This window comes from Pseudanabaena sp. PCC 6802 (assembly GCF_000332175.1).
Lineage (GTDB): Bacteria > Cyanobacteriota > Cyanobacteriia > Pseudanabaenales > Pseudanabaenaceae > PCC-6802.
The window spans coordinates 4,548,164-4,571,950 of the sequence record NZ_KB235914.1; the positions used below are offsets into that span (position 1 = coordinate 4,548,164).

General features: G+C 46.8%; 21 protein-coding genes and 2 pseudogenes. 9 read left to right on the forward strand and 14 right to left on the reverse strand.

Annotated features, from left to right (window positions below; all coding sequences use genetic code 11):
* Positions 1–2,091, reverse strand: a 2,091-nt coding sequence (locus PSE6802_RS0126945; protein ID WP_026103593.1) for a DUF4347 domain-containing protein, incomplete at its 3' end; no start/stop codon positions are given.
* Between the two features lie 892 nt (positions 2,092–2,983).
* Between PSE6802_RS0126945 and PSE6802_RS0126950 the strand changes: the two genes are divergently transcribed.
* Both PSE6802_RS0126950 and aroQ read left to right on the forward strand, forming a co-directional pair.
* The gene (locus tag PSE6802_RS0126950) at positions 2,984–4,579 is read left to right on the forward strand and encodes a class I SAM-dependent methyltransferase (protein WP_019503129.1); all 1,596 of its coding nucleotides are present in this window, start codon (positions 2,984–2,986) and stop codon (positions 4,577–4,579) included.
* 3 nt (positions 4,580–4,582) lie between these two features.
* The gene (gene aroQ, locus PSE6802_RS0126955) at positions 4,583–5,020 is read left to right on the forward strand and encodes a type II 3-dehydroquinate dehydratase (protein WP_019503130.1); all 438 of its coding nucleotides are present in this window, start codon (positions 4,583–4,585) and stop codon (positions 5,018–5,020) included.
* Positions 5,021–5,222: 202 nt separating this feature from the next.
* Here aroQ and mtnA read toward each other — a convergent pair whose 3' ends face one another.
* Positions 5,223–6,302, reverse strand: coding sequence for an S-methyl-5-thioribose-1-phosphate isomerase (gene mtnA / locus PSE6802_RS0126960; RefSeq protein WP_019503131.1), 1,080 nt, complete (start codon positions 6,300–6,302; stop codon positions 5,223–5,225).
* A gap of 362 nt (positions 6,303–6,664) precedes the next feature.
* On the opposite strand from mtnA, the gene PSE6802_RS0126970 reads away from it, so the two are divergent.
* Positions 6,665–6,985 (forward strand): slr1957 family protein, encoded by a 321-nt coding sequence (locus tag PSE6802_RS0126970; RefSeq protein WP_019503133.1) that lies wholly within the window; start codon positions 6,665–6,667, stop codon positions 6,983–6,985.
* 64 nt (positions 6,986–7,049) lie between these two features.
* Here PSE6802_RS0126970 and PSE6802_RS0126975 read toward each other — a convergent pair whose 3' ends face one another.
* From PSE6802_RS0126975 to PSE6802_RS0126985, 3 genes are read right to left on the reverse strand one after another with little or no spacing between them, the layout of a single operon-like run.
* Positions 7,050–8,735, reverse strand: a complete 1,686-nt coding sequence (locus PSE6802_RS0126975; RefSeq protein WP_019503134.1) for an ABC1 kinase family protein — start codon at positions 8,733–8,735, stop codon at positions 7,050–7,052.
* Positions 8,736–8,742: 7 nt separating this feature from the next.
* Positions 8,743–9,609 carry a shikimate dehydrogenase gene (locus PSE6802_RS0126980; protein ID WP_019503135.1) on the reverse strand — a complete coding sequence of 289 codons (867 nt, stop codon included), beginning with the start codon at positions 9,607–9,609 and terminating at the stop codon, positions 8,743–8,745.
* 9 nt (positions 9,610–9,618) lie between these two features.
* Positions 9,619–10,425 (reverse strand): Uma2 family endonuclease, encoded by an 807-nt coding sequence (locus PSE6802_RS0126985; protein WP_019503136.1) that lies wholly within the window; start codon positions 10,423–10,425, stop codon positions 9,619–9,621.
* 102 nt (positions 10,426–10,527) lie between these two features.
* Here PSE6802_RS0126985 and PSE6802_RS0126990 point away from each other — a divergent pair, with 102 nt between their 5' ends.
* Complete coding sequence (locus tag PSE6802_RS0126990) at positions 10,528–11,295, forward strand: ABC transporter ATP-binding protein (protein WP_019503137.1); 768 nt, start codon at positions 10,528–10,530, stop codon at positions 11,293–11,295.
* Here the strand turns inward: PSE6802_RS0126990 and PSE6802_RS0126995 are convergent, their stop codons facing one another.
* Positions 11,296–12,672: an AmpG family muropeptide MFS transporter gene (locus PSE6802_RS0126995; RefSeq protein WP_036945752.1), complete on the reverse strand. Its 1,377-nt coding sequence runs from the start codon at positions 12,670–12,672 to the stop codon at positions 11,296–11,298.
* 421 nt (positions 12,673–13,093) lie between these two features.
* Here PSE6802_RS0126995 and trxA point away from each other — a divergent pair, with 421 nt between their 5' ends.
* Together trxA and pyrR are read left to right on the forward strand one after the other, a co-directional pair.
* A complete protein-coding gene (trxA, locus tag PSE6802_RS0127000; protein ID WP_019503139.1) occupies positions 13,094–13,417 on the forward strand; it encodes a thioredoxin in 324 nt (107 codons plus the stop codon).
* Between the two features lie 21 nt (positions 13,418–13,438).
* A complete protein-coding gene (pyrR, locus tag PSE6802_RS0127005; RefSeq protein WP_019503140.1) occupies positions 13,439–13,996 on the forward strand; it encodes a bifunctional pyr operon transcriptional regulator/uracil phosphoribosyltransferase PyrR in 558 nt (185 codons plus the stop codon).
* Here pyrR and PSE6802_RS0127010 read toward each other — a convergent pair.
* From PSE6802_RS0127010 to PSE6802_RS35120, 4 genes and pseudogenes are all read right to left on the reverse strand, one after another.
* Positions 13,965–14,474 carry a hypothetical protein gene (locus PSE6802_RS0127010; RefSeq protein WP_019503141.1) on the reverse strand — a complete coding sequence of 170 codons (510 nt, stop codon included), beginning with the start codon at positions 14,472–14,474 and terminating at the stop codon, positions 13,965–13,967. The genes pyrR and PSE6802_RS0127010 overlap by 32 nt on opposite strands.
* 17 nt (positions 14,475–14,491) lie before the next feature.
* Positions 14,492–17,146 (reverse strand): tetratricopeptide repeat protein, encoded by a 2,655-nt coding sequence (locus PSE6802_RS0127015; RefSeq protein ID WP_019503142.1) that lies wholly within the window; start codon positions 17,144–17,146, stop codon positions 14,492–14,494.
* A gap of 358 nt (positions 17,147–17,504) precedes the next feature.
* Positions 17,505–18,185 (reverse strand): HhH-GPD family protein, encoded by a 681-nt coding sequence (locus PSE6802_RS0127025; protein WP_051050607.1) that lies wholly within the window; start codon positions 18,183–18,185, stop codon positions 17,505–17,507.
* Positions 18,186–18,622: 437 nt separating this feature from the next.
* Positions 18,623–18,742 (reverse strand): annotated as a pseudogene (locus PSE6802_RS35120) (clan AA aspartic protease); the annotation flags it as partial.
* A gap of 11 nt (positions 18,743–18,753) precedes the next feature.
* On the opposite strand from PSE6802_RS35120, the gene PSE6802_RS33975 reads away from it, so the two are divergent.
* Positions 18,754–18,903: a hypothetical protein gene (locus tag PSE6802_RS33975; RefSeq protein WP_019503146.1), complete on the forward strand. Its 150-nt coding sequence runs from the start codon at positions 18,754–18,756 to the stop codon at positions 18,901–18,903.
* Here PSE6802_RS33975 and PSE6802_RS0127040 read toward each other — a convergent pair.
* The 4 genes from PSE6802_RS0127040 to PSE6802_RS0127055 all read right to left on the reverse strand — a co-directional run bounded on the left by PSE6802_RS0127040 (position 18,893) and on the right by PSE6802_RS0127055 (position 22,896).
* Complete coding sequence (locus tag PSE6802_RS0127040; RefSeq protein WP_019503147.1) at positions 18,893–19,657, reverse strand: hypothetical protein; 765 nt, start codon at positions 19,655–19,657, stop codon at positions 18,893–18,895. The two genes, PSE6802_RS33975 and PSE6802_RS0127040, sit on opposite strands and share 11 nt — an antisense overlap.
* A 9-nt stretch (positions 19,658–19,666) precedes the next feature.
* Positions 19,667–20,584, reverse strand: coding sequence for a hypothetical protein (locus PSE6802_RS0127045; protein ID WP_026103595.1), 918 nt, complete (start codon positions 20,582–20,584; stop codon positions 19,667–19,669).
* A 356-nt stretch (positions 20,585–20,940) separates the two neighbouring features.
* Positions 20,941–21,852 carry an AraC family transcriptional regulator gene (locus PSE6802_RS0127050; protein ID WP_019503149.1) on the reverse strand — a complete coding sequence of 304 codons (912 nt, stop codon included), beginning with the start codon at positions 21,850–21,852 and terminating at the stop codon, positions 20,941–20,943.
* Between the two features lie 588 nt (positions 21,853–22,440).
* The gene (locus PSE6802_RS0127055) at positions 22,441–22,896 is read right to left on the reverse strand and encodes a hypothetical protein (protein WP_019503150.1); all 456 of its coding nucleotides are present in this window, start codon (positions 22,894–22,896) and stop codon (positions 22,441–22,443) included.
* Between the two features lie 177 nt (positions 22,897–23,073).
* Here PSE6802_RS0127055 and PSE6802_RS0127060 point away from each other — a divergent pair, with 177 nt between their 5' ends.
* Together PSE6802_RS0127060 and PSE6802_RS34185 are read left to right on the forward strand one after the other, a co-directional pair.
* Positions 23,074–23,343, forward strand: coding sequence for a hypothetical protein (locus PSE6802_RS0127060; RefSeq protein WP_019498561.1), 270 nt, complete (start codon positions 23,074–23,076; stop codon positions 23,341–23,343).
* Between the two features lie 164 nt (positions 23,344–23,507).
* Positions 23,508–23,787 (forward strand): annotated as a pseudogene (locus tag PSE6802_RS34185) (group II intron reverse transcriptase/maturase); the annotation flags it as partial.

The window sequence follows — 23,787 nt, forward strand, 5'->3', positions numbered from 1 at the left end:
GGTGTAGGTAAACGAATCCGTACCCGTGAAGCCACTGTTCGGCGTGTAGACCACCACGTCATCCGTGGGCGATGTCGTCGCACCTGGATCGATAACTACCATGCCGTTACCAGGAGCGCTAATACTGCCTGCGACGATGCTGAGCGGATCGTTGTTCGGATCCGTATCGTTGCTCAAAACACCGATGCTGACTGGCGTACCGATCGTGGTGGTTGTGGAGTCGTTCACCGCATCCGGTGGGCTGTTAGGGCTGTTAACGGTGATAGTTACCGTGGCAGTATCCGACTCAGGGGGTGCGATGCCCATATTGGCGATGTCGGCATCCGTAAGGGTGTAAACAAAAGTATCTGTGCCGCTAAATCCTGGGTTTGGAGTGTAAACAAGAATGTCATCAATGGTTCCAGGCATACCATCCGAGCCATTTAACTGAGCGATCGTTCCATTCGCAGGCTGAATAAATGTCAGATTGCCAAAACCGTCAGGGAACGAATCATTGCTTAGAATACTTGGGAAGCTGATGTTAACTGGAGTATCCTGGCTTGTAGCTGCTGTATCGTCGTTCGCAATTACAGGATCGTCTATAGGTGATGGCAGTATAGTTCCCAGCATAATTGCTGGAATAGTTATAGTAAGTGGAGTTCCAATCGCAAGAGAGAACTGACGGTTCTCTACATCCTCTGCAGTTTTGCTAGTAACGCCAAGCCTTACATTAAATGAACTTACAAAAGTCGTATAGTTGACAACAAAGGAAGCCATTTCCTCAAAGGATATTCCAGGCAGTTCGCCTGCAACACCTGTAAACATTACGCCATCCGACAAAGTTGAGGGATCGACCATCAAGCCAGTCATCGTACCAACTTGGTAGTTTGCAAAGCCTCCGATTTCATAATATTCCATCCCTGCTGCGGGGAAGGAATAACCATCAATATCAACACCGGTTGCAGAGAAGTTAGCTAGGCTAACAGGAGCCATTGATGTGAATGCAGTGCCGTCTTCAAAAAACTGGAAATTAAAGTCGAAATACCCACCACCGGGGAGGGTAGATTGAATGACGGGTTGAAATCTGCTGGGATTTATAGAGTCATTGTCAAAAAGCGTATCGTTATCGAACATGGCACCGTTCGATGTATATGAGATGAGCAAATCAACAGTCGTACTCATCCCATCGGCATCTGAGCCAGTGTAAATGTTGTCATAGAAGATGGTCATCGCGGCAGAATCGAGCATTCCACCGAAAAGATTGAAGTCCATGAAATCAGCATTGAGAACCTTAGCTAAAGTTCCGCTATAGCTCTGAACTTTCTCAGCGTCAATGGCACTTATGGAATTAATATTACCGATTGCGGACTCTAAGTCCCAATCACCACCAAGATTTGAGTTGCCAGTAAGGTCGTCAGAAGCTGCGACATCAGCGCCAGTTAGTGTAGAGATTTGACTGATGAAGGTTTCCCCGATCGCACCTTCAGCAACATTACACCCCCAAAATCTAATGTCGGCATCGGAGGTCAGCGCAGATGACCAGGATTGGAGTTGTTGAGAATACTGGTCGATATTGTCACCGGAAAGTGTAAAGTTCCCGAGTTGCAATTGACCTGCACTGCCATGAGAAATGATATCGATCCCAGAAATGTCGGTGCGATCGGATAGTAGCTCTGAGATTTGAGCAACGCCATTACGAGTTGGGTCGACAAAAAAGATCTCAGCTTTAGGATCGATACTTGCAAGGATACTAGAGTAACCAGAAATGCCGATATCGATAATTGCTATTCGTTTATCTTTCTGTTCTACAGAGACAGGATTGGCTCCAATAGATTTGGGAACTGTGCCAACTAAGCGATCGTCCTTACCAGCAGAGCAGTCGTCATTGCCAGTAAAAGTTAACGAGGTATTGCCAAAAGCATCAAACCTTGATGCTGAAGGTTCCGATAGATCCTGAGTATCGGGGAGAAGATCTGGTAAAAGAGAAGACGCGGAGTTATCTTTTTTGTCCAGATCCTGAATTGACGGTATTACAGAAAAGGGAGGTGTCTGTCCTGTCTGTGAATCCAGAGAGCCAAGGCTGGCAGAAAAATCTTGGGGGTCGGTACTCATAGTCAAGGATCTATTGTTAATTGGGTTTGTTAACGAAGGCTTAACAGCACTAGCCCAATATTTAGAGCTAAACAAATACCTTCCAAGCTCTCTTGAAAGCTAAAATAGCAACCGTTAGATCGGGTAAAACTGAGCTAACGATTGGGCTGTCTGCCAAAAACGAACGACAGATCTATATTCATGGAAATTGATAAATGAGATGAAGATGGCAACTAAGATCCTGCAGGAAATTACAGATTCGACCACAATTACCAGCTCTATTTAGTCAACTTGTATGAACCTAGGGCCGTATATCTTTTTATTTTTGTTTATTGAATTGAGTTATAAGGGATAACGCCTGCTTGCAAGAACCTCTGGCTAAGCTTAGCTGCAAAACATCCCAATAATTCATGACTCAAGCCAGGAAACCTAAAAACTTCAGGTCAGCTCTACAAGCCGCAAAACCCTGAATCGTCTAGATCGATTCGGGATAGTTATGAGCTTGTCCGCACTTGAAACATTTGCAATACGCAAGACTTACGCTGCAAATTTCTTGGGGTGTCTATGGGGGCAAGCTAACCCAAGACAAAGATGCTAGGGGAGCAAGCTACTTTATAGTCAAATGACTAAGACGTTCCTGGGTAAATAGTACTATGTTTTTGGCAAAAAAAATTGCATAAAAGCGCATTATCTTGGCTCCAGGTCGGTTTGACTTGACTTTACATGATGCTTACCTCAGCAGTAGCAAGGAATTAGGGATAATCTTTATTATTTATGAAATTTCGACCTAAAAATCGTTTTTTTTGGGTATAAAAATCTCGAGCTTCTTTGCTGGGGACTTCTAAAGATAAAAGCTAGTTACAGTTGGGGGGACAAAAGCTTAAGATGGGTGTGACCAAGATTTGATTAAATCATGGACTATCGTACCGATATCGAGTACATGACATTGTTCAACAACAAGCAAGCCCCCGCTTTTTTGAACTATGTCGCAGCCCTCAATGGACTGCCTGTAATCGATCTGAAAACTGGATTTCGCTATTGTGACCTTGGATGTGGTTCTGGGCTGACGCTGACCACTTTGGCAGCCGCACACCCACAGGGTGATTTTTGTGGTGTAGATTTTAACCCCCATCATATCCGCATGGGGCGATCGCGGGTTGAGGCCACAGGCTTGACGAACGTAAAGTTTATAGAGACAAATTTTACTAGCCTCAAGGATCTGGAGCTGCCGAAATTTGACTTTATTGCGATTAACGGTACGCTGTCGTGGCTGGCACCACAACCCCGTGACGAAGCATTGGATTTTATTGGCAACGCGCTCAAGCCAGGAGGGCTAGCATTTTTACACTACATGTCCATGCCGGGTCACATGTCCCAGCCTCCGATCTGCCGTCTTGCCAGCGATTATTACAATCAATCAATAGGCGATCTAGAGGAAAAGGTGCTGCTGACCAAGGAATTTTTACGCGGGTTTCTGCAAACGCAAAAACAGTATTTCGAGCAGTCGCCACCAGCGAAAGCCTTTATTCAAAGAATGCTCGACTCAAGCACGTCGTTGTTTTTGCATGACTATTTGAGCAATGTGCGCGAGGCTTACTACTTTGATGACATCGATAAAATGATGCACCAACGAGATTGTTGGTATGTAGGTAGTGCTGAATTTTTCTGCAATCACTTGCAGTTAGTGGTACCGATGGAATCGCGCGATCTATTTCGGGGAGTGCGCGATCGCTCTGGCATCGAAACCATTAAAGATTTTGTCGGCGTAGTGGGAGGCAGAATGGATGTGTTTATCAAGAACCAAGGTGGTGCACCTACATCATCCAAAGACGATCCTTTAGAGAACATGACTTTCAGCGGCCTGCCAGTACCCGACAACCAGACCAGCGTGGCTTTTCCTGGTACGGCAGTACAATTAGCGACAGAGCCTTCGGCAACTTTAATCAAACTCCTGCGCGAGCGTCCCCGAACGCTGTCCGATCTGTATCAAATCGATTCGCTTGCGCCTTACGGCAGCCACGAGATTAGAAAGGCTCTCACCTACGCGATCGCGGCGCGGAAGATCGAACCATTCGTACAGAAAGAGGTAGCTGAAGAAGATCGATCGGGACTAGGAGGATTATCCAAGTACAATTACACGATGCTGACAAATGCCGTCTACAACGAAACGCCAGATCGTACGCCAACCGTGACTCTAGCTTCGAGGATGACAGGTAACGGCATGACCATCAGATGGATTGATGCTGCCATTTTGTTGGGTCTACTAGAACGTCCGATCGAGGAAGTGCCTCAATGGGTAGCGAACCTCCTGGCGCAGAGAAATTTGAGAATTCAGGTTAACAACCAGAATGCCGAAGACGAGCGGGGGACTGAAGCATTTATTCGGATGTTGGTGCCGGGTACCGTTCAGACGTTTACGCAGACAATCGGTTATGTTGGGTTGGTGAAACTGCCAAGTTTGGCAGCAGTAACTGAGGCGATCAACAAAGCAAATCAGTCAAGAGCATAGGCAATGAAAATATTAATATTGCATGGCCCCAATTTAAATATGTTGGGAAAAAGAGAGCCGGAAGTGTATGGCAGTCTGAGCCTGGATCGGATTAATCAAATCCTATATGATGATGCGCAACTTTTGGGAGTAGAACTGAAAATTTTTCAGTCCAATCATGAGGGCGCGCTGATCGATGAAATCCATGCTGCTTGGCAACAGCAGGATGGCATCGCGATCAATCCAGGCGGGTTAACCCATACTAGCGTTGCCCTTCGAGATGCGATCGCCGCCGTAAACATTCCCACTGTAGAAGTGCATTTAAGTAATATCCATAAAAGAGAAGAGTTCCGCCACCGCTCGCTTATTGCTGCTGTCGCCATCGGACAAATTAGTGGATTTGGAGTGGAAAGTTATCGATTGGGATTGAGGGCGATCGTGGGGTATTTGGGTGATAGGTGATGGGATGGCGATCGGTAATGGGCGATCGTCATGGGATGGATAATTCTATGGTGATGGGGTTCGGTAATGGGCGGTGGCGCAGGGGTTTAGCATTCGTTCAATAATCTTGGCATCAAACAACAGAATTCGCGACAAATGCTAAACCCCCTACTGGGTTATGGCGATCAGTGATGAATGGATAATGGGGATGGTGGATGTCGATCTATTTGGTGTTGAGATCGGGGAACATGCTTGCGATCGCTCGTTCGTTGGCGGGACAGATTCCTCTTTCGGTGATAAGACCTGTTACTAGTCTGGCTGGCGTGATATCGAAGCCGTAGTTAAGGGCTGGGCTGCCTTGAGGAGCAATTCTAATTGTAGTTAGTTCTTGCGCTCGATTTAGCCCCTGCATGTACAGAACCTCGTCGCTGCTTCTAGTTTCAATGGGGATATCTCTACCATCGGCGATCGCCATATCCAAAGTGGAAGCAGGGAGAGCAACGTAAAAAGTCACCTGATTGTCCTTGGCAGCTAGGGCTTTGAGATAGGTACCGATTTTATTGGCAACGTCGCCAGCGCGGGTGACTCGATCTGCACCCACAATGCACATATCTACCATGCCGGAATGCATCAACAGTCCGCCTGTATTGTCGGGAATAATCGTATGCTTAATGCCCTGTTGACCTAACTCCCAGGCGGTGAGATTGGCTCCTTGGTTGCGCGGTCTGGTTTCATCGACCCACACGTGGAGATCGATCCCTCGTTCGTGGGCAGCATAAATCGGTGCCAGAGCGGTACCGCGATCGACCAGTGCCAGCCAGCCAGCATTGCAGTGGGTCAGGATATTGACAGGCATTCCTGCTTTGTCCTCAGCAATTTGGGCAATTAATTTACAGCCGTAGTCGCCAATTTTTTCGGTATGCTCGACATCTTCATCGCAGATTTTAATTGCTTCGCTGCGGGCATCAGCAATAATATTCTGAGAGTTTTTTAGCACTGCCAGCATCCGATCCACTGCCCAGGCAAGGTTAACCGCAGTGGGTCTAGCCGCACGGATTTTGGTCGAGATAGCTTCGATCTGCTTCAGATTACCATTGGTAGCGATCGCGGCCAGGTAGACCCCAAACGCTCCCACATTACCAATTACACCGGCACCGCGTACTGTCATATCGGCGATCGCTCCGATGGCATCTTCGGGGGTAATTAACCGCTTGGTTTCGTAGCTAAAAGGCAGCCTGGTTTGATCGATTACCACCAGATGCTCGCCTTCTAACCATAATGCTTTGTATTTACCTGCACTCATTGAAATTGGGTCGTCCTAAAGAAGTAAGGATATTTAACGATTGGGGATTTGGGGGCAAGCCCCCAAGTAGGGGCACCGCCCCTACAACCCCACTGCAACCATTACTTGTATACCACTACCTGAAATTGTCTAGTAAAGATACTCTGGAGCAGGCGATCTGTTTCGAGTTTATCTTGCCTGCTGGATTTGGTAAAGATTAGTTGCATTCGTTGCTACTCGTAAATATGACCTGCTAGTCTAAGTTTACTTACGGTAGTGTCCTAGCTGTAAGAGATCTTTTAAAGGTTTACGTATCTAGTAGCAAGCCCCTTGGGGGGTTATTTTTTTCCTATATCTAACTTTAGTTACGCAGCCCGGTACCTATGAAACACTTTGCCGAAGAATGGATTGCCGAATGGTGCCAAGATAATGGGTGGACGGATCTATTCGTTGAACGCCATACTAACTATTGGGCATTTCCACCTAATGCTGTCATGCCAGAGCCAATCCCAACCAAAGTCCTGCGCCAGATCAAAGCAGAAAAGGGACTTAGTAGCGAAGAGAAGTTGTGGTCGAGTTCGGCTATTGCTGCTACCTTAATGGCGATCGCATTCAGCTATGTAACTAAGTCGCCTATGCCCTTGGTATTTTCCTTTGCCTTTTCAGCCGTTGTGGTTGGCACGCTGGAAGTAGAGTACTGTTAAACTATCGTATAAATCCGGTAAGGTGGGCAATGCCCACCCTACAAATTTGCTCTACGAATTCGCTCTATTCCGCCAATCGATCCAACCTTTCTCGAATCGATAGTTGCACGAGCGATCGCATGAGAGCGATAAAACACAAGCCGGAGCAAACAAAGGCAGCGATCGCCCAACCCGCATAAGTACCAGAAGCACCTACGAGCAGAACCGCACCAGTTAACAAAGTGAATCCGCTCAGGCAAGCATAGATCGAGCACTTCACGCCCAGGTTGATGCGTTTGAGGGCGCGATCGCTTTCGGCAGAGCGTACCAGGACCCTCAGTTCGCCCTGCTCCATGCGCTCTTCCAAACGGCGCAATAACAGTTCGGTACCGCTAGGTTGATTGAGTTTGTAAGCAATAAAACTCCTGGCTTGTTTTGCCAGTTCCGTCAAGGCCGAACCTTTGCCCTTTGAGAGGGTCATGCTTTTGACAAATGGTTGGGCGGCGGCAGTGAAGTTATACTCGGGATCGAGAATGCGAGCAATGCCATCTAGCGTAGTGAGAGACTTGAGAATGTAGGTCATTTTCGATGGCAAACGGAAGGGCTGCTGCTCGAACAGTTCGTACATTTCGCCTTTTATTTGTTCAAATGCTTTGACATCGATTGGCTTCTCCGTAAATTTATCCAGGACAAATTTCATCATGCGCTTAACCGGAGCCATATCCGCCACCGTTTCAATCAAGCCCATGCTAGTGAGGGTATCGATAACTTCATTTGTATCTTTTTTGAGTACCGCAAAGAAGGTTCTGACCATTTTGTCTTTATCCATGGCCTTGATTTCGGACATCATGCCGTAGTCGTAGAAAATTAAATTGCCTTCATTGGTAACGGCCAGATTGCCGGGATGCGGATCGGCATGAAAGAATCCATCTTGAAGGAGTTGTTTGAGATAACAGGAGATTCCCAATTGATTGATGGTTTTGGGATTGAGATTGCAGGCTTCTAATGCCTGCAGATCGTCTACTTTGATCCCAGGTACGTATGCCATTGTCAAGACTTTGGAACTGCTATATTGCCAGTAGATCGAAGGCACGACAATGCTGGGATAATCAGCAAAGTTGGTGCGGAAGCGATCGGCGTTTTTGCCCTCCTGGATATAATCGATTTCCTGATAGAGAATCGTAAAAAATTCGTTATAAACTGCTTCAAGTTGATATTTCCTAATCCAGGTAAACCAACGGCGGAGAAATCTCAATAATTGTCCCACTACCACGAAATCTAGATCGAATAACGGTTTCAACCCTGGACGTTGAATTTTGACCACAACATCTTCACCTGTGTGCAGTCTAGCTTTATGTACCTGACCTAAACTCGCAGCGGCAATCGGTTCTTCCTCGAAGTCTCGATAGATCGAGTACAGCGATTTACCTAGCTCAGTTTCGACGATCGCGATCGCTGCTTCGATCTCAAACTGGGGCACCCGATCCTGTAGTTGTGATAACTCTTCGATATATTCCAACGGTAGCAAATCGACGCGCGTGGAGAGCGATTGCCCGATTTTAATAAACGTCGGACCTAGATCGAGCAACTTTGCCACTAGCCATTTAGCGCGGCGCTTGCGAATCAAAGGCGAGTCGTGCTGCCACAGGTTATCCCACCAGAGAAAGAATATAAATGTAAATGCAGCAAGAAAAACATCCCTTTGGCGGGCAAAGGGAGAATAGCTGGTCTTTTGCCAGCTTAATTGTTTAGAGTCAGCAGTTGTCAGCATATCTACGCTATTTTAAACCGATCGCATCCAAAAGCGCCTGGTGCATGACTTCAATTGGAGCCTGCCAACCTAGCCAGAACTCCAGAGCGATCGCCCCTTGATGCAGTAACATTTCTAGCCCATCAATGGTGGCTAACCCCCGTGCCGCAGCAAGTCTGAGGAACTGCGTAGGTCTTGGTGTATAGACGAGATCGTAGGCGATCGCCCCTGGCGGTATCAGTTGCATTTGAGTGCTGCTAATTGGAGTATCGGGATTACTTGCCATACCAATCGGTGTAGTGTTAATTACTATGCCCGCAATCCCCAGCAAATCGATCGAGTCCGACCAATCGCGCGCGCGCAAATCTATATTGAGGTGCGTTGAGATCTCTTGCTGAAAGCACTCTAGCTTGGCGCGATCGCGTCCCACCACATGCACTACAGCACAACCAAGCTGCGCGCAGGCGGCAACTACTGCCTTTGCCGCACCACCACAGCCCAGTACCAGAGCTTCTGTATTCTGCCAATTGCGTTCTAACTTCAATAAAGGTACTAAAAAACCCGCTATATCTGTATTAGTTCCGATCCAGCGATCGCCTTCCCGCTTCACCGTATTCACAGCCCCTATGGCACGTGCTGTATCAGATATCTCATCGAGCCACGGGATAATTTCCTGCTTATGGGGAATGGTGAGGTTAAATCCCTGCACGGCCTCGATCGCCTTCAGTCCGTTCACGGCGGTGGCTAGATCGGCGATCGCTACTGGTAAAGGCACGTAGATATAATCCACCCCCAATGCGGCGATCGCCGCATTATGCATAACAGGCGATAGGCTATGCGTCACCGGCGAACCCATAACGCCCAATATTTTAGTCGTACCGCGAACCTGCTGCATTAGTTGTACCTACAAATCGGGTTCGATCCCAGCGGCTCGCAGTTGAGCGGCAAGGCGTTCTGAGCGCTGGCGTTCCTGCTCTGCTCGCTGGCGTTCCTGCTCTGCTCGCTGGTGCTCTTGCTCCGCGCGTTTATGCTCCTGTTCCGCCCGTTGATACTCCCGTTCTGCCCGTTGATGTTCTTGTTCGACTTGCTCGGCTCCCCATAACAACAAATTACCGTGCCGATCCCACCAGCGCAGCCAATAACCTCGACGATTTTCGCGAATTCCTTGCCATACACCCAAAAAAAGTTGTATTTCAGGAATCCAATAGCGATCGCTTGTCGCTTCCAGCACGTACTTTTTGTTGTCATCAAAGCGATAAAGCTCTAAGATACCTGTCTCTGGGTCAAAAACAACATAATTAGGTACCTGCAAAATCTGCTCGTAGAAGAAGAATTTTCCAGGTGGATGGGTTTCTTTAACAGAATATTCGCTACCGTCCGCATCCGATAAAAACTCCATCACAATTACTGGAATTTCACCTTGTAGTGTAGGTGTATAGCTGCGCGCCACCTCAGAGCGATCGGCTGTGATGTGGGGAATATATGCCCAATCTGGGGCTTTGACCACAATTTTGCTGTTGACAGTAGCACAAATGCCATAGTTAGTAGGGGTGAGTGCAGTCTCCGGAAGTCTGCCCGCAAGCTGCAGGCTTTCGGTTAAAACGGCAGCTAGAGCAGGTTGGTTGATATTATCCACAGGCTCGTCGGGCAGCACAAAATCATCGGGTAACTTCTCCCAAGTAATATTTAAGGTGGGGGAAATTGCTAACATAATGGCTCACGTTAAGGCAGCAAATATCCACCACTATATCGCAACTTTGTGCGACGATTAGAGCCAGCGCGTCCGACTCCTTACACCTCAATAACATCACCTATGGCAGCAGAATCTATTTTAAAAGCGACTAAGTTATCAAAATCTTTTGGCGGGCTTAAAGCCGTGCAGGATGCTGAAATAGATGTACCTGTAGGGAGCATTACGGGCTTAATCGGGCCAAACGGTGCGGGGAAGACCACGCTATTTAATTTGTTATCTAACTTTCTACGTCCCGACAGCGGTCAGGTATATTTGCAAGGTAACCCCATTCAGGGCAAGCCACCCCATAGTATCGCTCAGTTGGGCATGGTACGAACATTTCAGGTGCCGCGCGTCCTGTCCCGTTTATCCGTGTTGGAGAATATGTTGCTTGCGGCTCAGCACCAAACGGGGGAGAAGTTTTGGAATGCCTGGTTTCTCGCTGGCAAGATCGCCCAAGAGGAGCGCCAACTGAAAGAAAAAGCCCGAGAAATTCTCAACTCAGTGGGGCTGATTCACATGGGCGACAAATATGCAGGATCGCTGTCCGGCGGGCAACGCAAACTGCTCGAAATTGCCAGAGTCATGATGACCGATCCCAAGTTAATTTTGTTAGACGAGCCAGCCGCAGGCGTGAATCCTGCTTTGATCGAAGAAATTTGCGGTTACATTCAGTCCTGGAATCAGTCGGGCATTAGCTTCCTGATCATAGAACACAATATGGATGTGATTATGTCTTTGTGCGATCGCGTGTGGGTATTAGCTGAAGGTCGCAATCTTGCCAATGGCGAACCGCAGGAAGTACGAACTAATCCCCAAGTTTTGGAAGCTTATTTAGGCAGTAGTTGACTAGGGATCTTCAGGCAATTCCCCCACCAAATTAACTTCGTGCCAAGGGGCAAAAAATGGCAGGAGCGCCATGCCTGGTAGTGCTAACACTACGGTGATTAAGAAAAATAATGCCCAGCCTTTGCCATCACTGCCCACTAACCAGGGAATTTGGTTGATATTCGTCCAGGTCGGCATTTGTTTTTGAATGAATTGCGCCAGCTCTCCCGCAAATGGGGCAGCTAAAACATCTCGTCCCACAGCAAACAAACTGGATAGTAGCGCGTACTGGGTGGCAGAGAAACTGGGATTGCACAGCGTAATCAAGTAACCTAAAAATCCTGCCGTGCCTAAGCCACTGCAAAAGTTTTCCACATTAATTGCTAGCACCAAGGCAGTATAGTCCTTGCCAACTAACGCTAAAAGGTAGTAGCCCAAATTACTTACTGCTTGCAGGATACCGAATATCCAGAGCGATCGATTTACTCCAATTTTGCTGAGGATAGCTCCGCCTGCTAGTGTTCCTACGATTGTGGCAAACAAACCTAAACCTTGTCGCACTGTGCCGATGTCACCATCGCTGAAACCTAGCCCCTTGGCACCTAAAAACGGCACTGCCATTTTGCTGACCATGGCATCGCTAAAGCGATAGAAAATCACAAATATCAAAATAAATAGGACGTTACGCAGTCCGATGCGTCGCAAAAATTCCTGAAACGGCTTAATTACTGCTGCGTCTAGAGAAGTCGGTACGGAATTGGGATCTACTTTTGGTTCGGGGGCGGCAAAAGTTACCCATATATTCAAACCCATCAACAGTGCCATGAATGCATATACCCACGACCAGCCGATATGGTCTGCCAGGTTAAAGCCAATAAAGCCCGTCAATAATAGCGCTACACGGTAGCCCATCACCCAAATGCCAACGCCTGCGCCCACTTCCTTTACCTCTAGGACATCCGCACGATAAGCATCGATCGCAATATCCTGAGTCGCACTCAAAAACGCAATACTCAATGCCGTTACTGCCAACAAAGGTAAAGCGTTTAACCGCTCCGGTTTAGGCAAATTCTCAATGGCAAACATTTGGAAGGCGATCGCCACAATTGCCACCACTAGCAGTACCTGCGTGCATAATATCCAGCCTCGCCTGCGTCCTAAAAACGGCGGGACGAAGCGATCGGTAAATGGCGACCACAGAAACTTAAGTGAATAGGGCAAAGACACCAGACCTAACCATCCAATCGTACTGAGGTCAAAACCTGCTTTGTTACTCAGCCATGCCCGAAACGCATCATCAGTTAGAGCAAATGGCAGCCCTGAGGCAACTCCCAATAACATCAGCGATGCCATTTTTCGGCTGCCAAACACCTGTAGCAACGATTTAGTTGCTTTCACGTAACACTCTCCCTGCTGGCATAAACGCTCGTAAATTTTGCTAGACTAGATACTAACGGAATATGTGCCAGTAGCATTAACTGAATAACTAAAGTTGCCTAAGATTTGCATTAGTTGCCTAAGATTTGCATTGAGAAGCACGCTCGGTGCTGAAAAAATGTCAAAGTCTTAAAAGATTTGACTTGACTACACACAAAAAATAGTATTGGATTACAATAGTACATAAGCGGAGACGCAAGTTTCCGTTCACTCCTCACACCACATTACGCCTAGGTTGAAGCCTAGGCGCTTTTTTTGGCTAGAAGCTTTGGCTAAGAAGTTTTATGTTTGCATAACGACTAAAATTCAGCTACCTGATATACTGTTGGGGAAATTGAAATAATATTTCACTTTGTAGATTTTAGTAGGGAGTTAGTTCAGCATGTCATCAGCGGTTGCAGTTACAGATTCTAGCTTTGAGCAGGATGTACTTGGGAGCGAAGTGCCTGTTCTAGTGGACTTCTGGGCACCTTGGTGCGGACCTTGCCGTATGGTTGCACCTGTAGTTGATGAAATTGCCGAACAGTATGACGGCAAAATCAAGGTAGTTAAACTTAATACTGATGAAAATCCCAACGTCGCGAGCCAGTACGGTATTCGTAGCATCCCTACGCTCATGATTTTTAAAGGCGGTCAGCGGGTTGATGTTGTAGTTGGTGCCGTACCCAAAGCAACTTTAGCTAACGCAATTGAAAAGTATCTCTAAGTATTTCTAGCAGATCTCTAGATGCAGAGCCAAGTGGTTGAAATACTGTCTGCTGAAGAATTGCGACGTACAGTCAATCGCTTGGCATCCCAGGTTGTAGAGGGATGCTCCGATCTATCTAATTTAGCAATCTTGGGCGTGCGTACTAGGGGGGTACCGCTCGCGTGTCTAATTATCAGACAAATTCAACAGCTTGAAGGCGTGGAAGTGCCATTGGGTGCTATAGATATAACCTTTTACAGAGACGATCTAGATAAGATCGGTTTGCGAGCACCAGGCAAAACAGATATTCCCTTTGACATCAACAATAAATTGGTATTGTTAGTTGACGATGTTATTTATAGCGGGCGCACAATTGGTGCAGCTTTGAATGCAATTCACGACTACGGTCGCCCTCATGCCGTGCGGTTGGCTGTTTTGGTAGACCGGGGACATCGAGAGTTACCTATCCATCCAGATTACGTGGGCAAAGTCCTGCCAACAGCTAAGGACGAATCGGTCAAGGTTTTTTTACAACAAGTAGACGGACGTGATGGAGTAGAGCTGATTAAGCCAAGTCCTGGAATATCCGATCTTTAGATTTGCCATCATCGGTTACGGGTTTATTCAGGGAGCGGCATTTTGCCGCTGCGGCTTGGTGCGCTTCTAGATATTCGTTGCCGCCCAGCATTAGATCGCCGTAATAGGCATAGGGCGCATCGCCATAGACTGGCAAGGCATCATCTTCTGGGTAGTCTTCTTGGGCTACCTCGATCGCTGCCTTCAGTTGCTTGACGCTGAGGCGATGGGCAGGAAAGTAATGTAAATCCTGAGGAGGTTGAGGCAAATGTGGCAGTGTGGGATCGACAATACTATCTTCTAGCTCCAGCCAACTATGCTCGATTGGTTTATAGGGGCTGCCAGTAAAAGCCAGAAAACCCTGTACGTATGTTGCCCCCTCAGTAACCAGCGCTGCTCGGTAGGCGTTATCGAAGCAGGATTTGGTTTTGCTGTTAATGCTTTTGGCGATCGCGAACGAAAGCTCTACATTTAATGGTTTGCTTGGATTGCTTTGCATGTTGTTTATCGTGCTATTCACTGGGGACGATCGCTCTGTGCTAGTAGTTTCTCGAAAATAGCATACATGTCCCGCGCTAATTGCGCGGGATGCCACAGAGGGGATAGGTTTTCCGATCGCTTGGACTGGACTAAATGCGATCGCACAGACTGGCGCAGTTCCCAATCCAGACCAAATTTAATCCCCCACTCCACATATTCTTCCCAATTGTAGGCAATACCAGCTTCGATTCCCAATGTTTGCAAAAATGAGTACCCCATCCTGGCAAACGATTGCTCGCCTGCAAGCGTCACAACAGGTAAATTAAACCAAAGTGCTTCCAAATTTTGACTGCCACCGTTGTAGGGATAGGAATCCAGTCCAACATCGGCTAGTAGATATGCGGTGCGGTGATCTTCTTCTGAATAAACCAGGGGCATAAACTTAACGCGATCGCGATTTATCCCCTGGCGATCGCATTCCTGCGCGTATATCTCTTTGATTCCAGCATGATTGCCATAACCTTTACGCAGCAGTACGCTATCGGGAACGTGCTTTAAGATCTTTATCTGCGCTTGAATGGAGTCATAGTTCAATTTGCGAACGTGGCAATTGTAGAGATAGGCAATCTGGTGTGGTGCAATCCCCAGAGCCTGCCTGGCCTCATCCCGATTTATTGGACTGCAGGTAAATCCAGCTACTGCCATATGCGCGTGCGGCAATCTGACGATCTGTTCCACATAAGACGCATCAACTCCTTCGGGGTGGGTATGGCGATCGCCCAGAAAGTAATTATGACGAGAAGTATAGGGAGCATCGAAGCCCAACCATGAGATGCGGACTGGCGCGAGCTTGCCGTACAGCAGTGCAACATGATTGGGGTCGGTTAGGGAATCTAGATCGAGCAAAATATCAATTCGATCTTGAGATATTTGCTGAGAGATATCTGCTAAATCGGTTGATGTCCATTCAGTACTTGAAAGGCAGTAAACTCCTGCGGCAATCTGCTCGAATCTTTGCGTTATGTCATCGGAAGCATCGCCCTTCGAGCCATAGAGATAGATGTGAGGTGTGAGATGGGACAAAGCCTCGATCGCATCAATACTGCACCAGCTCGCCGCATTTCTATACATATGTGCGTTTAAAATGCCAATGCGCAGAGTTTGTCGATCTGCATTTTTTTTGACTAGGGCGCGATCTGTCTGTTTAGAAGCGATCGCTATGGCATCTAGTTTTGGCTCAATTACCAGATCGGCATACAAAGTCCCCACTAATTTCGCAAATTTGGAGTTGGCATCTCGATCGTCGCGCGCGCTAAACATGGCAAACAGAGCACTGCAATATAGGGCATCTACTTCTATTTGAGTCAGTTGTTCGGCGCGATCGTAGATATAGTTTTCCAGTTCTATCAGTTTTGACATTAATAATGCTTCGTGACAACCGGAGTTGAGACAAGCGGACATCGATGCTATTGATGCCCGTACCAGATCTGCACCGACATAAACCCCACCATACTTTTCAATTGTTTCCTGAAGGAGTTCTCCTATTTTATCATTGGCGTGGAAGTGGTCGCGACTGTGAACGAGCGTGCATAGGGAATCCACCAGCTTGCTATACGCAACCACTTTAGGCTCCATATCTAAACTTCTTTGGAAATGAGCGATAGCGTTGCCGCGCTTGTCCAATTTCATAAAAACATATCCAACTCTATAGTTTAACTCCGCATCGTTAGGATTAATCTTATAGGCAATTTGGAACTTAGCTAATGCTTCTTCCAGACGTTTCTGAGATGTGAAAGCGATGCCGAGATAGAGCAGACTATCAAAATGCTGAGGTTCGATTTGCAGGACTGTTTCCAAGTGTTGAATCGCTTCTGGCAGTTTGTCCTGTTTGATTAGCACGATCCCCATGCCGCAATGAGCTTCGATTTGCTTGGGATCGACGGTCAGAACTGAGAGAAATATCTCGGAAGCTCGCTCGAATTCATCTCGATCGGTGAATATCCTACCTAAACGGCATTTAAGCTGATGATTATGGGGCTGGAGTTTGAGAGCCACCTGTAGAGGCGCGATCGCTTCATTAAATCTCTTTGCTCTTGCCAGGATATTGATCAGGTCTATATAGGCGGGGAAATGCGTTGGTTGGAGTTCGATTGCCTGCTGGTAGGTGGCGATCGCTTCGTCGATTTTTCCTTGGCGTTCCAAAGCCAAGCCCGAACTACAGATCGGCCTCACATCCTGAGGTTTGACACTTCTAGCTGTGGCAAATGTAGAAACTGCCTCTGGAATACGGTTTTGTTGCAGGAGTGCAAGCCCGAGATTAAATAAGGCATCGAAATTTTGAGGCTGAATATGCAATGCTGATTCAAAATACGGGATTGCTTCTGCGTGCCTATTTTGTTTAGCCAGCACTATCCCTAAACCACAGTAAGCGAGTACATTTTTAGGATCGACCTGCACCACAGATCTAAAGACCCCTTCTGCCCTGTCTAGTTGCCCCTGTTGCAATAGAAGTCCTCCAAGGGAAAACTTTAGTTGGACATTTTTCGGCTGAAGCTGTACCAGTATTTCGTATGCTTGCAACAGGTTAGGTTGAATGGCGATCGCCTGTTGACAAAGCCCGATCGCAGCGGAAATTTCTCCCTTAGCCAGGCGAGTAGATGCTTGCTGGCATAGATCTATTGCTTGATTCATTGCTAGGTTAGCCTTTATTGTGATTTAATTATAGCGCATAGCTATACAGGTGATATATGCATCAAATTAATTTTCGGGTTACAGACGAAGAGTTGGAGCATTTAAAAAAGTATTGCAATATTAAGAAAAGACAACAAAGCGAACTTCTGCGAGAGTTAATTAGGAAGCTGTCAATCTCAGGGATACTGAACTCCATTGATTGATGCGCTGGTAATGTCCCAAATCTGTGGGCTGACATGATGAAATTAATGAGGGCAGGACTTGCAAAGAAACAGTAACCACAGATTCATCGCACTACCCTTCTTTAGGACTACCAGAACGCGAACTATCCCTGCACAACTGCGTCATTTACTATACCCTATTGCAAATAGCTGCACTTCTCTTGCAAAGGGCATTCTGCGCAACGAGGTTTTCTAGCAGTGCAGATCGCCGCACCAAAGTCTAGCAAAGTCAGATTCCATCTTCCTACTTCTTTATCTGGCGCGATCGCTTCCGCAGCCGACCACAGAATTTTGCAGCGCGACTTCACCCGCTCTCCCTGTAAACCAAAGAAACGTTCCACGATCCTCGCTACATTTGTATCGAGTACTGCTGCTGGTTGTCCGAAAGCATTAGCGCAAATGGAACGCGCCGTATATTTCCCAATACCGGGCAGTAAAAGTAATTCCTCCTCAGATGCTGGAATGCTTCCACCATACTTATCCGCGATCGTCCTTGCCGAATTGCACAGTCTTTCTGCCCTGAAAGAAAGGCCGAGCGGTTGCAGCAGTGAGGCTACATCTGCGACGGAGGCTACTGCTAGTGCATAAAGAGTAGGATACCTCACCAAAAAAGCTTCGTAGATCGGCGATGCCGTCGCGGCTACCGTCTTTTGCAACAGAAACTCGGCCACAAAGATCGAGTAAGGATCTGCGGTTTGCCTCCAAGGAAAGTCGCGCAGGTTGCTTGCAGCCCATTCCAAAAGCCGCTGTCGAAACCAACTAGTTTTGTCTGTTTCTAGCTTTAAGGGATTCATTCCTAGCTTGCTAGTCGATTGCATTCAGGACTGTAATTTTTGGGACTATTAACTGTGCTGTTAACTGGATAGGCGATCGCTGCTTCCATTAGGCAAGGGTTGAGTAGATCGGACAGCCCTTAAAGTCAATATAATCTACCTCGATTTACGAGAGCCTGTCACGTCAAACCTTAGGGGTAATGAGAGTTATTCTGGCTCAACTACAGTTGCTAAATCTTACATTGCTGGCGCAGCGCTTTGGTAGTTGCTTTCAAGACCGACACCAATCTGACGAATAGACTCATAAATTTCTGCTGGTAAATGCATTGTGGAAACCAAGTTTCGATGACAATATAGTTTTTGCCGCATTTTTATAGATAGCTGTATGAAATGCCCCCCAATATTGGGTGCGATCGGAATTTTGTGTATCGAGCCTCTGAAACAGGGTAAATACGTACTTCAGAACTCAATTTACACAAACATCAGAGCACTCTCCGACCACTTTCAACTGCCTCAATCTGGAGCTTAAACCCATACAGCAAACCCATTCCTACTAGCGGATCTGCCTCAGAAGCTGCCACATCAACAATTTGGTTTTGACCTCGTTTCAACTGTGCCCCTTTATTTTAAACTGGGCGATCGCTATACCCATCAAGATTTAGCTACGATCGCATGGGGAAAGAAACAAGGAGCGATCGCTGTGGGCATTGCCCGCCCTACTACTCCTAGAGGTACGCTACACGATTTGCATGTTACACAGTGAATCCAGCATTGTTCGAAATTCTTCCGCTTGCTTGGCCTTGCGCATTTACTGTGTGTTTAACCGGAAATTGAGCACTAAGAAAGCTCACATGTACGGAATATTGTCCAAACGCATTTGCATTTGTCGTTGCCAATACCTGTCCACCTTCAAAAATATTCACAGTCTCCGAGGGTAAGAATCCTCCACCGAATATGCGCATCCCTACGATACCGCCGAAGCCAGGTTGATCTAGATCTAATTCGGCACTGCAGGTAACTGCTGGTGTCGGTAGCGGTGTCGGTGTCGGTGTCGGTGTCGCCGACACAGTAATGATACTTAACAGCTTTCTCAACGAAACGAAGCCAGTATTCGAGATGCCAGAACGTGTAACGACCAGTTGGTAACTACCACGTCCTAGTTGAGTTGGTGTGAAGTCGCCACCAGAATCATTTACATCCTTCGAAAATATGACTACTCCATCCTGATGATATTCGATAGTCGTAAACCAGGTAATGCCTCCACTCGCATTCACGCGTATTTTTGGTTCAAATGGCTCTTCGCCGGATCGACTCCCGACTATTTCGGCTTCCAAAGTTATCGGCGTGAGGTTTTGCAACGCCTGAATTATGGCTCGCATTGATGCTGGCCTTTCCCTCCTCGTTACAAGAAGGCTTACCTTACCCAAGCTCTTGATCCACGGTCCACCGAAACGGGCGACCTCTAGGGATCCTTGTGGGATGCCTACAAAATCGACAATTTCTTTTAGTGTATTCATCACTCTAACCTACTGTAGTGCAATGAGAATTGGGATTAAGCCCTGTCCTTCATCAAGAGGGCGTAATGCCTTACCAATAACCGCACCGAATGACTTTAATGGGTCGTCTGCTTTCATTCCATGCCCAAGAGTCGGCGAAGTCGTAAGCAAATCTCCAATCTCGATCGCTCCATAACTCGCATCCACTTTGCAATAAACCTTACCCATTAGAGCAATTGGCATTCGGTCATTAGAGGATTCTTGCTTATCCAAAATTAGTCCGGGCTTGTAGTTGCCCGCACCAGAAATCACTCCAGCAACTCGCTTGTCATAAGGTCGATCGCTGGATCGTAGCGCACCTTCAGAATCGATTACCATCACGGTTCCTGGCTCAGCTTTCTCCAAGTCAGCAATATCAAAATCTTCTGCACAATCAGCGTTGATTAACTTGATATCTCCTGTTACTAAAACATCGCCTTTGAAAAAGCCTGCTGGCCCAGTTCCTCTATGCTCACCATACACGCCAGCACCTGTGCTGTTACGGTTAAGCTGGATACCTGCTACTGCCGCAAAGACATTTGAGTTTGTCTCTCCATGCACACCTTCACCAGTTTGAGAAACTCCACGCACCCCCGTGCCAGTTTTACTGTCACCAGCAACACCAATATTGGAATCACATGTTCCAATTACACCAAATCCTCCTGCATCGTTGGCTCCAAACAATCCACCATTGTTAACGCTGTGACTTATGCCGAAGACAGCATGGAACAATGCGCTTTCGCCTACGATCCCTGCATTATCTCGGCTCTTACCAAAAACCCCTTGAAACGTGTCGCTTTCTCCAACAACTCCTCTTCTGCCTTTACCAACTAAACCATCTCCCCCAGCAATGCTTTCACCGCTAACAGCGGGGACACTTGCATCATTGGATACCTCAGAAATAGTCATTTGAAATATCTCCATTTTACAAATTTTCGCTTTTCTTTCGACTTGATAAATGCGATCGAACTCTACCTTTACCCTTGAGATCAGTCCAAGCTGTTTTAGTTCTTCACAGATAACTTCTGTCTACTGTCATACCGACAACCCAGCAGCATAACGTTCCCAATCACCTGCCACTGATAGCCTTGAACTCTAACCGATAATCTCTCGACAGTCGGTGTGCATTGGGGTTGTTATGCCTTGCCTCCTCACAGCAAACGTTAGTGTTTAGTAGATGCGGGAAAAATATTCCTAAACACCAACAGTAGCTGACTTCTTCAATGAAGTCGCACATATTCTTGCAATGTTGGAACACAATCTTGCTATTGCTTGCGAAACTGGTTCGGGTTCATCCCTGTGCAAGCACGAAAACACTTGGCAAAATGACTCTGATTGGCAAAGCCACACTCCATTGCTACCGCTGTGATGGTTCGTTCTGGTTGCTTTAGCAACTGCTTAGCCCGTTCTACCCGTTGTCGGATTAAGTATTGATGAGGTGATACTCCAGTAGATTGCTTAAATAGGCGGCAGAAGTAGTACTGGCTGATGTTGAGTTCATAGGCGATCTCGCTCAAGGATATATCCTCACCCAAATGCCTCTGTATATACTCAATGGCTTGCCTGAGTTTTTGTTTAGGCATCCCATCATCATATTCTCGAAAACGATGGTTGCGAGTGGAATAGTGGCGCAGCAGATGAGCTGAAAGTGCCGTTGCCATCGAATCAGCATAGAAACGACTGCCAATCCCATCCACTTTTAAACTGGATTCGAGTGCTAGACCAAGCTGGCAGATCAATAAATCAACTTTTTTCAGAGTCAGCAACAGTTCGACGCGATCGGGGTTTACCGATTCATGCGCAATCTGAGCTAGAAAGGTAGGCTCTAGATAGCACTGAATCAATTCCATTGATTTAACAGTTGGATGAGAATGAAGACTAATAGGTAAGTCAGCGGGATAGATTTCAATGCAGCCACTTGCAAAGTCTTTTGGTTGATATGATACTGTCTGCGAACGTCCCTCCGCAACAAAATCAAAATCAACTGTCTGATGCCCCAGTGAAATAATGACAACATGTTGAGAGTTGGATATTTCAGGCAAATCGATCACGGAGTGGCGGTAATGGGCAAGCTGAATGCTACTCCAACCCGATTGAGAACTTGTTAGCAGGGGCGGATTTGAAATCAACTTTTCCCAATCAATATAGTCAGTCACCAAAGGTTGCTTTGCAGACATCTCTACTCCTTTAGACAGTGTTTTTTATAACAATCTTGCTTTCAATTTTTATAGATATCGCGCATTTCACGAACAATTCTCCAACCTCATCTCAACTGAGAACTCACAATTATCTCATCAGCACCACTCGTAGATAACTCTTTGCTATACCTCAGCAGAGAGACTAGCTGTCCAACGGCAAAATTGAGTTGCAAGCGATCGCCCCCAACTCAAAACCGCAATATCTCAATATTGTCCGCTCCAATGATGTGTTATACACCGATCGCTTAACAATTATTTATCTCTTGCGATCGCCCCGATCCACTGTCCGAACTTGAGCAGAAAACAGACCCGTTATGCTTGCCTAATCTCGAACTGCTTATCTATGCGTTAGCTTGCGTGGCGTAGCCAATCGCCGATCCCCTGTCGGGACTTGCAAACGTAGTCGATGCATCTTGCTTGCCTAACTGCGATCGCACTCAGACAACCTCAATGAACTCAATCAGCGATATCGTTACGTATAACGTTCGCGATTACCGGACTCATACAAATCTGGCTATTAACGATTATACTTCAAATTTCCGGTACATCGCGCTTGTTATCCTTCTTTTATTCACTTCGAGCTATTATCTTGAATGACTCAATTTTTTCATTTTTCTTCTCAATAAAGCAAACATCTCCTGCATCTGATGCGATACCAACCTCGAATTTTCTGAATCCTTCAAACCAGGTTTTTGGACGTTCAACAGTGAGCCATGCTTTAACTTCTGGCAATCCGTAATTAATAATTGATTGCTTTACTATTTTACGAAATTCACTTGGAACAGCCGATAAACTGAGGTATGCACCGCCACTGTTGAAGTTGAGCACTACTACGAAAGCTTGCATAAAAAAGTCGCCTCTTTCATTTCTTTGGATACTTCTCCATCTCGCTTTGTCGAAACTAATCCATAACTCATCGAACTGAGGAACTCCCGCTAACGCAGAACTGATGATTTCAGCACCTACAGGATAGCTCAGTCCCTTTGCTAATTTGTCACGTACCCCTGTTCGTATCAGTTCCATTTCTCTGAACTTACATCACTCTACGCTCGACAGGATAACGGCTTAATTGAGCGGCTTTAGATTACCTTCAACTAAGCACAAATCACTTTGATATTGTCCGCTCCAATGATGTGTGTACGCCCAGCATGGGCGTGAACTAATGGGGTGAAAGTCCCCTGTAGGAGAACCAGCGTCCAAATGATCAATTTACAGATCCGAGTGACGACCACTACTAGCTTAAGGCAAGAATGCTTTCGCGAGGAAGTGTTTGAAGGAAGCCGGATAGCAAACCGACGAGCCGACGAACAGAAATGTCATAGAAGGCTGAGACCCCTGGGTGAGTTGGCACAACACAACAAAACCTCTGGTTCAAGGGGCACAGTAAATGACACGGTTGCGGCGGGACAGTTCACGTTCTTATCTGGGGAGGTCTGTAAGGTTGCGGTTCTAAGAGTAAAGGGAGTCTGAATGAGGTAAGAGCCGGAAACGGTTAGGAAGCCACAGAACCCTAAAGCAAAAAGGACAGCCCACTAAGAGGGAACTCTTGGTGTCAAGCCTTGCAGAAGTCAGCAGAAGTCATAGTAGTCCAATCCAGGACGAAGGACAGAACATAATTGCCATAAGGAGGAGCAATGAACAACTCAGACGCATCGATGAACCCGACCGGGGGAGATGACGGATGGCGTGCTGACATAAAGCCAGCCTTAGACAACCTGATGGCGCGAATATTAGAGCGCAACAATGTGCAACAGGCATGGGGAAGGGTGAAATCGAACCAAGGAGCAGCCGGAATCGACGGTATGACTATAGGAGATTTCCTCGACTATGCAAGGGAGCATTGGACAGAGATTCGCGCTTCCCTGAAGGATGGTACGTATCAACCGCAGCCAGTGCGACAGGTAGTAATACCAA

Coding starts and splice junctions, on each gene's coding strand:
- PSE6802_RS0126985 (WP_019503136.1), bottom strand. CDS start 10,425: ATGTTAGCAATTTCCCCCACCTTAAATATTACTTGGGAGAAGTTACCC.
- PSE6802_RS0126950 (WP_019503129.1), top strand. CDS start 2,984: ATGGACTATCGTACCGATATCGAGTACATGACATTGTTCAACAACAAG.
- aroQ (WP_019503130.1), top strand. CDS start 4,583: ATGAAAATATTAATATTGCATGGCCCCAATTTAAATATGTTGGGAAAA.
- PSE6802_RS0127050 (WP_019503149.1), bottom strand. CDS start 21,852: ATGTCTGCAAAGCAACCTTTGGTGACTGACTATATTGATTGGGAAAAG.
- PSE6802_RS0127060 (WP_019498561.1), top strand. CDS start 23,074: ATGATCAATTTACAGATCCGAGTGACGACCACTACTAGCTTAAGGCAA.
- PSE6802_RS0127045 (WP_026103595.1), bottom strand. CDS start 20,584: ATGACTATTTCTGAGGTATCCAATGATGCAAGTGTCCCCGCTGTTAGC.
- pyrR (WP_019503140.1), top strand. CDS start 13,439: ATGCAGAGCCAAGTGGTTGAAATACTGTCTGCTGAAGAATTGCGACGT.
- PSE6802_RS0126975 (WP_019503134.1), bottom strand. CDS start 8,735: ATGCTGACAACTGCTGACTCTAAACAATTAAGCTGGCAAAAGACCAGC.
- PSE6802_RS0127025 (WP_051050607.1), bottom strand. CDS start 18,185: ATGCAATCGACTAGCAAGCTAGGAATGAATCCCTTAAAGCTAGAAACA.
- PSE6802_RS0126980 (WP_019503135.1), bottom strand. CDS start 9,609: ATGCAGCAGGTTCGCGGTACGACTAAAATATTGGGCGTTATGGGTTCG.
- PSE6802_RS0127010 (WP_019503141.1), bottom strand. CDS start 14,474: ATGCAAAGCAATCCAAGCAAACCATTAAATGTAGAGCTTTCGTTCGCG.
- PSE6802_RS0126990 (WP_019503137.1), top strand. CDS start 10,528: ATGGCAGCAGAATCTATTTTAAAAGCGACTAAGTTATCAAAATCTTTT.
- PSE6802_RS0127040 (WP_019503147.1), bottom strand. CDS start 19,657: ATGAATACACTAAAAGAAATTGTCGATTTTGTAGGCATCCCACAAGGA.
- trxA (WP_019503139.1), top strand. CDS start 13,094: ATGTCATCAGCGGTTGCAGTTACAGATTCTAGCTTTGAGCAGGATGTA.
- mtnA (WP_019503131.1), bottom strand. CDS start 6,302: ATGAGTGCAGGTAAATACAAAGCATTATGGTTAGAAGGCGAGCATCTG.
- PSE6802_RS0127015 (WP_019503142.1), bottom strand. CDS start 17,146: ATGAATCAAGCAATAGATCTATGCCAGCAAGCATCTACTCGCCTGGCT.
- PSE6802_RS0126970 (WP_019503133.1), top strand. CDS start 6,665: ATGAAACACTTTGCCGAAGAATGGATTGCCGAATGGTGCCAAGATAAT.
- PSE6802_RS0127055 (WP_019503150.1), bottom strand. CDS start 22,896: ATGGAACTGATACGAACAGGGGTACGTGACAAATTAGCAAAGGGACTG.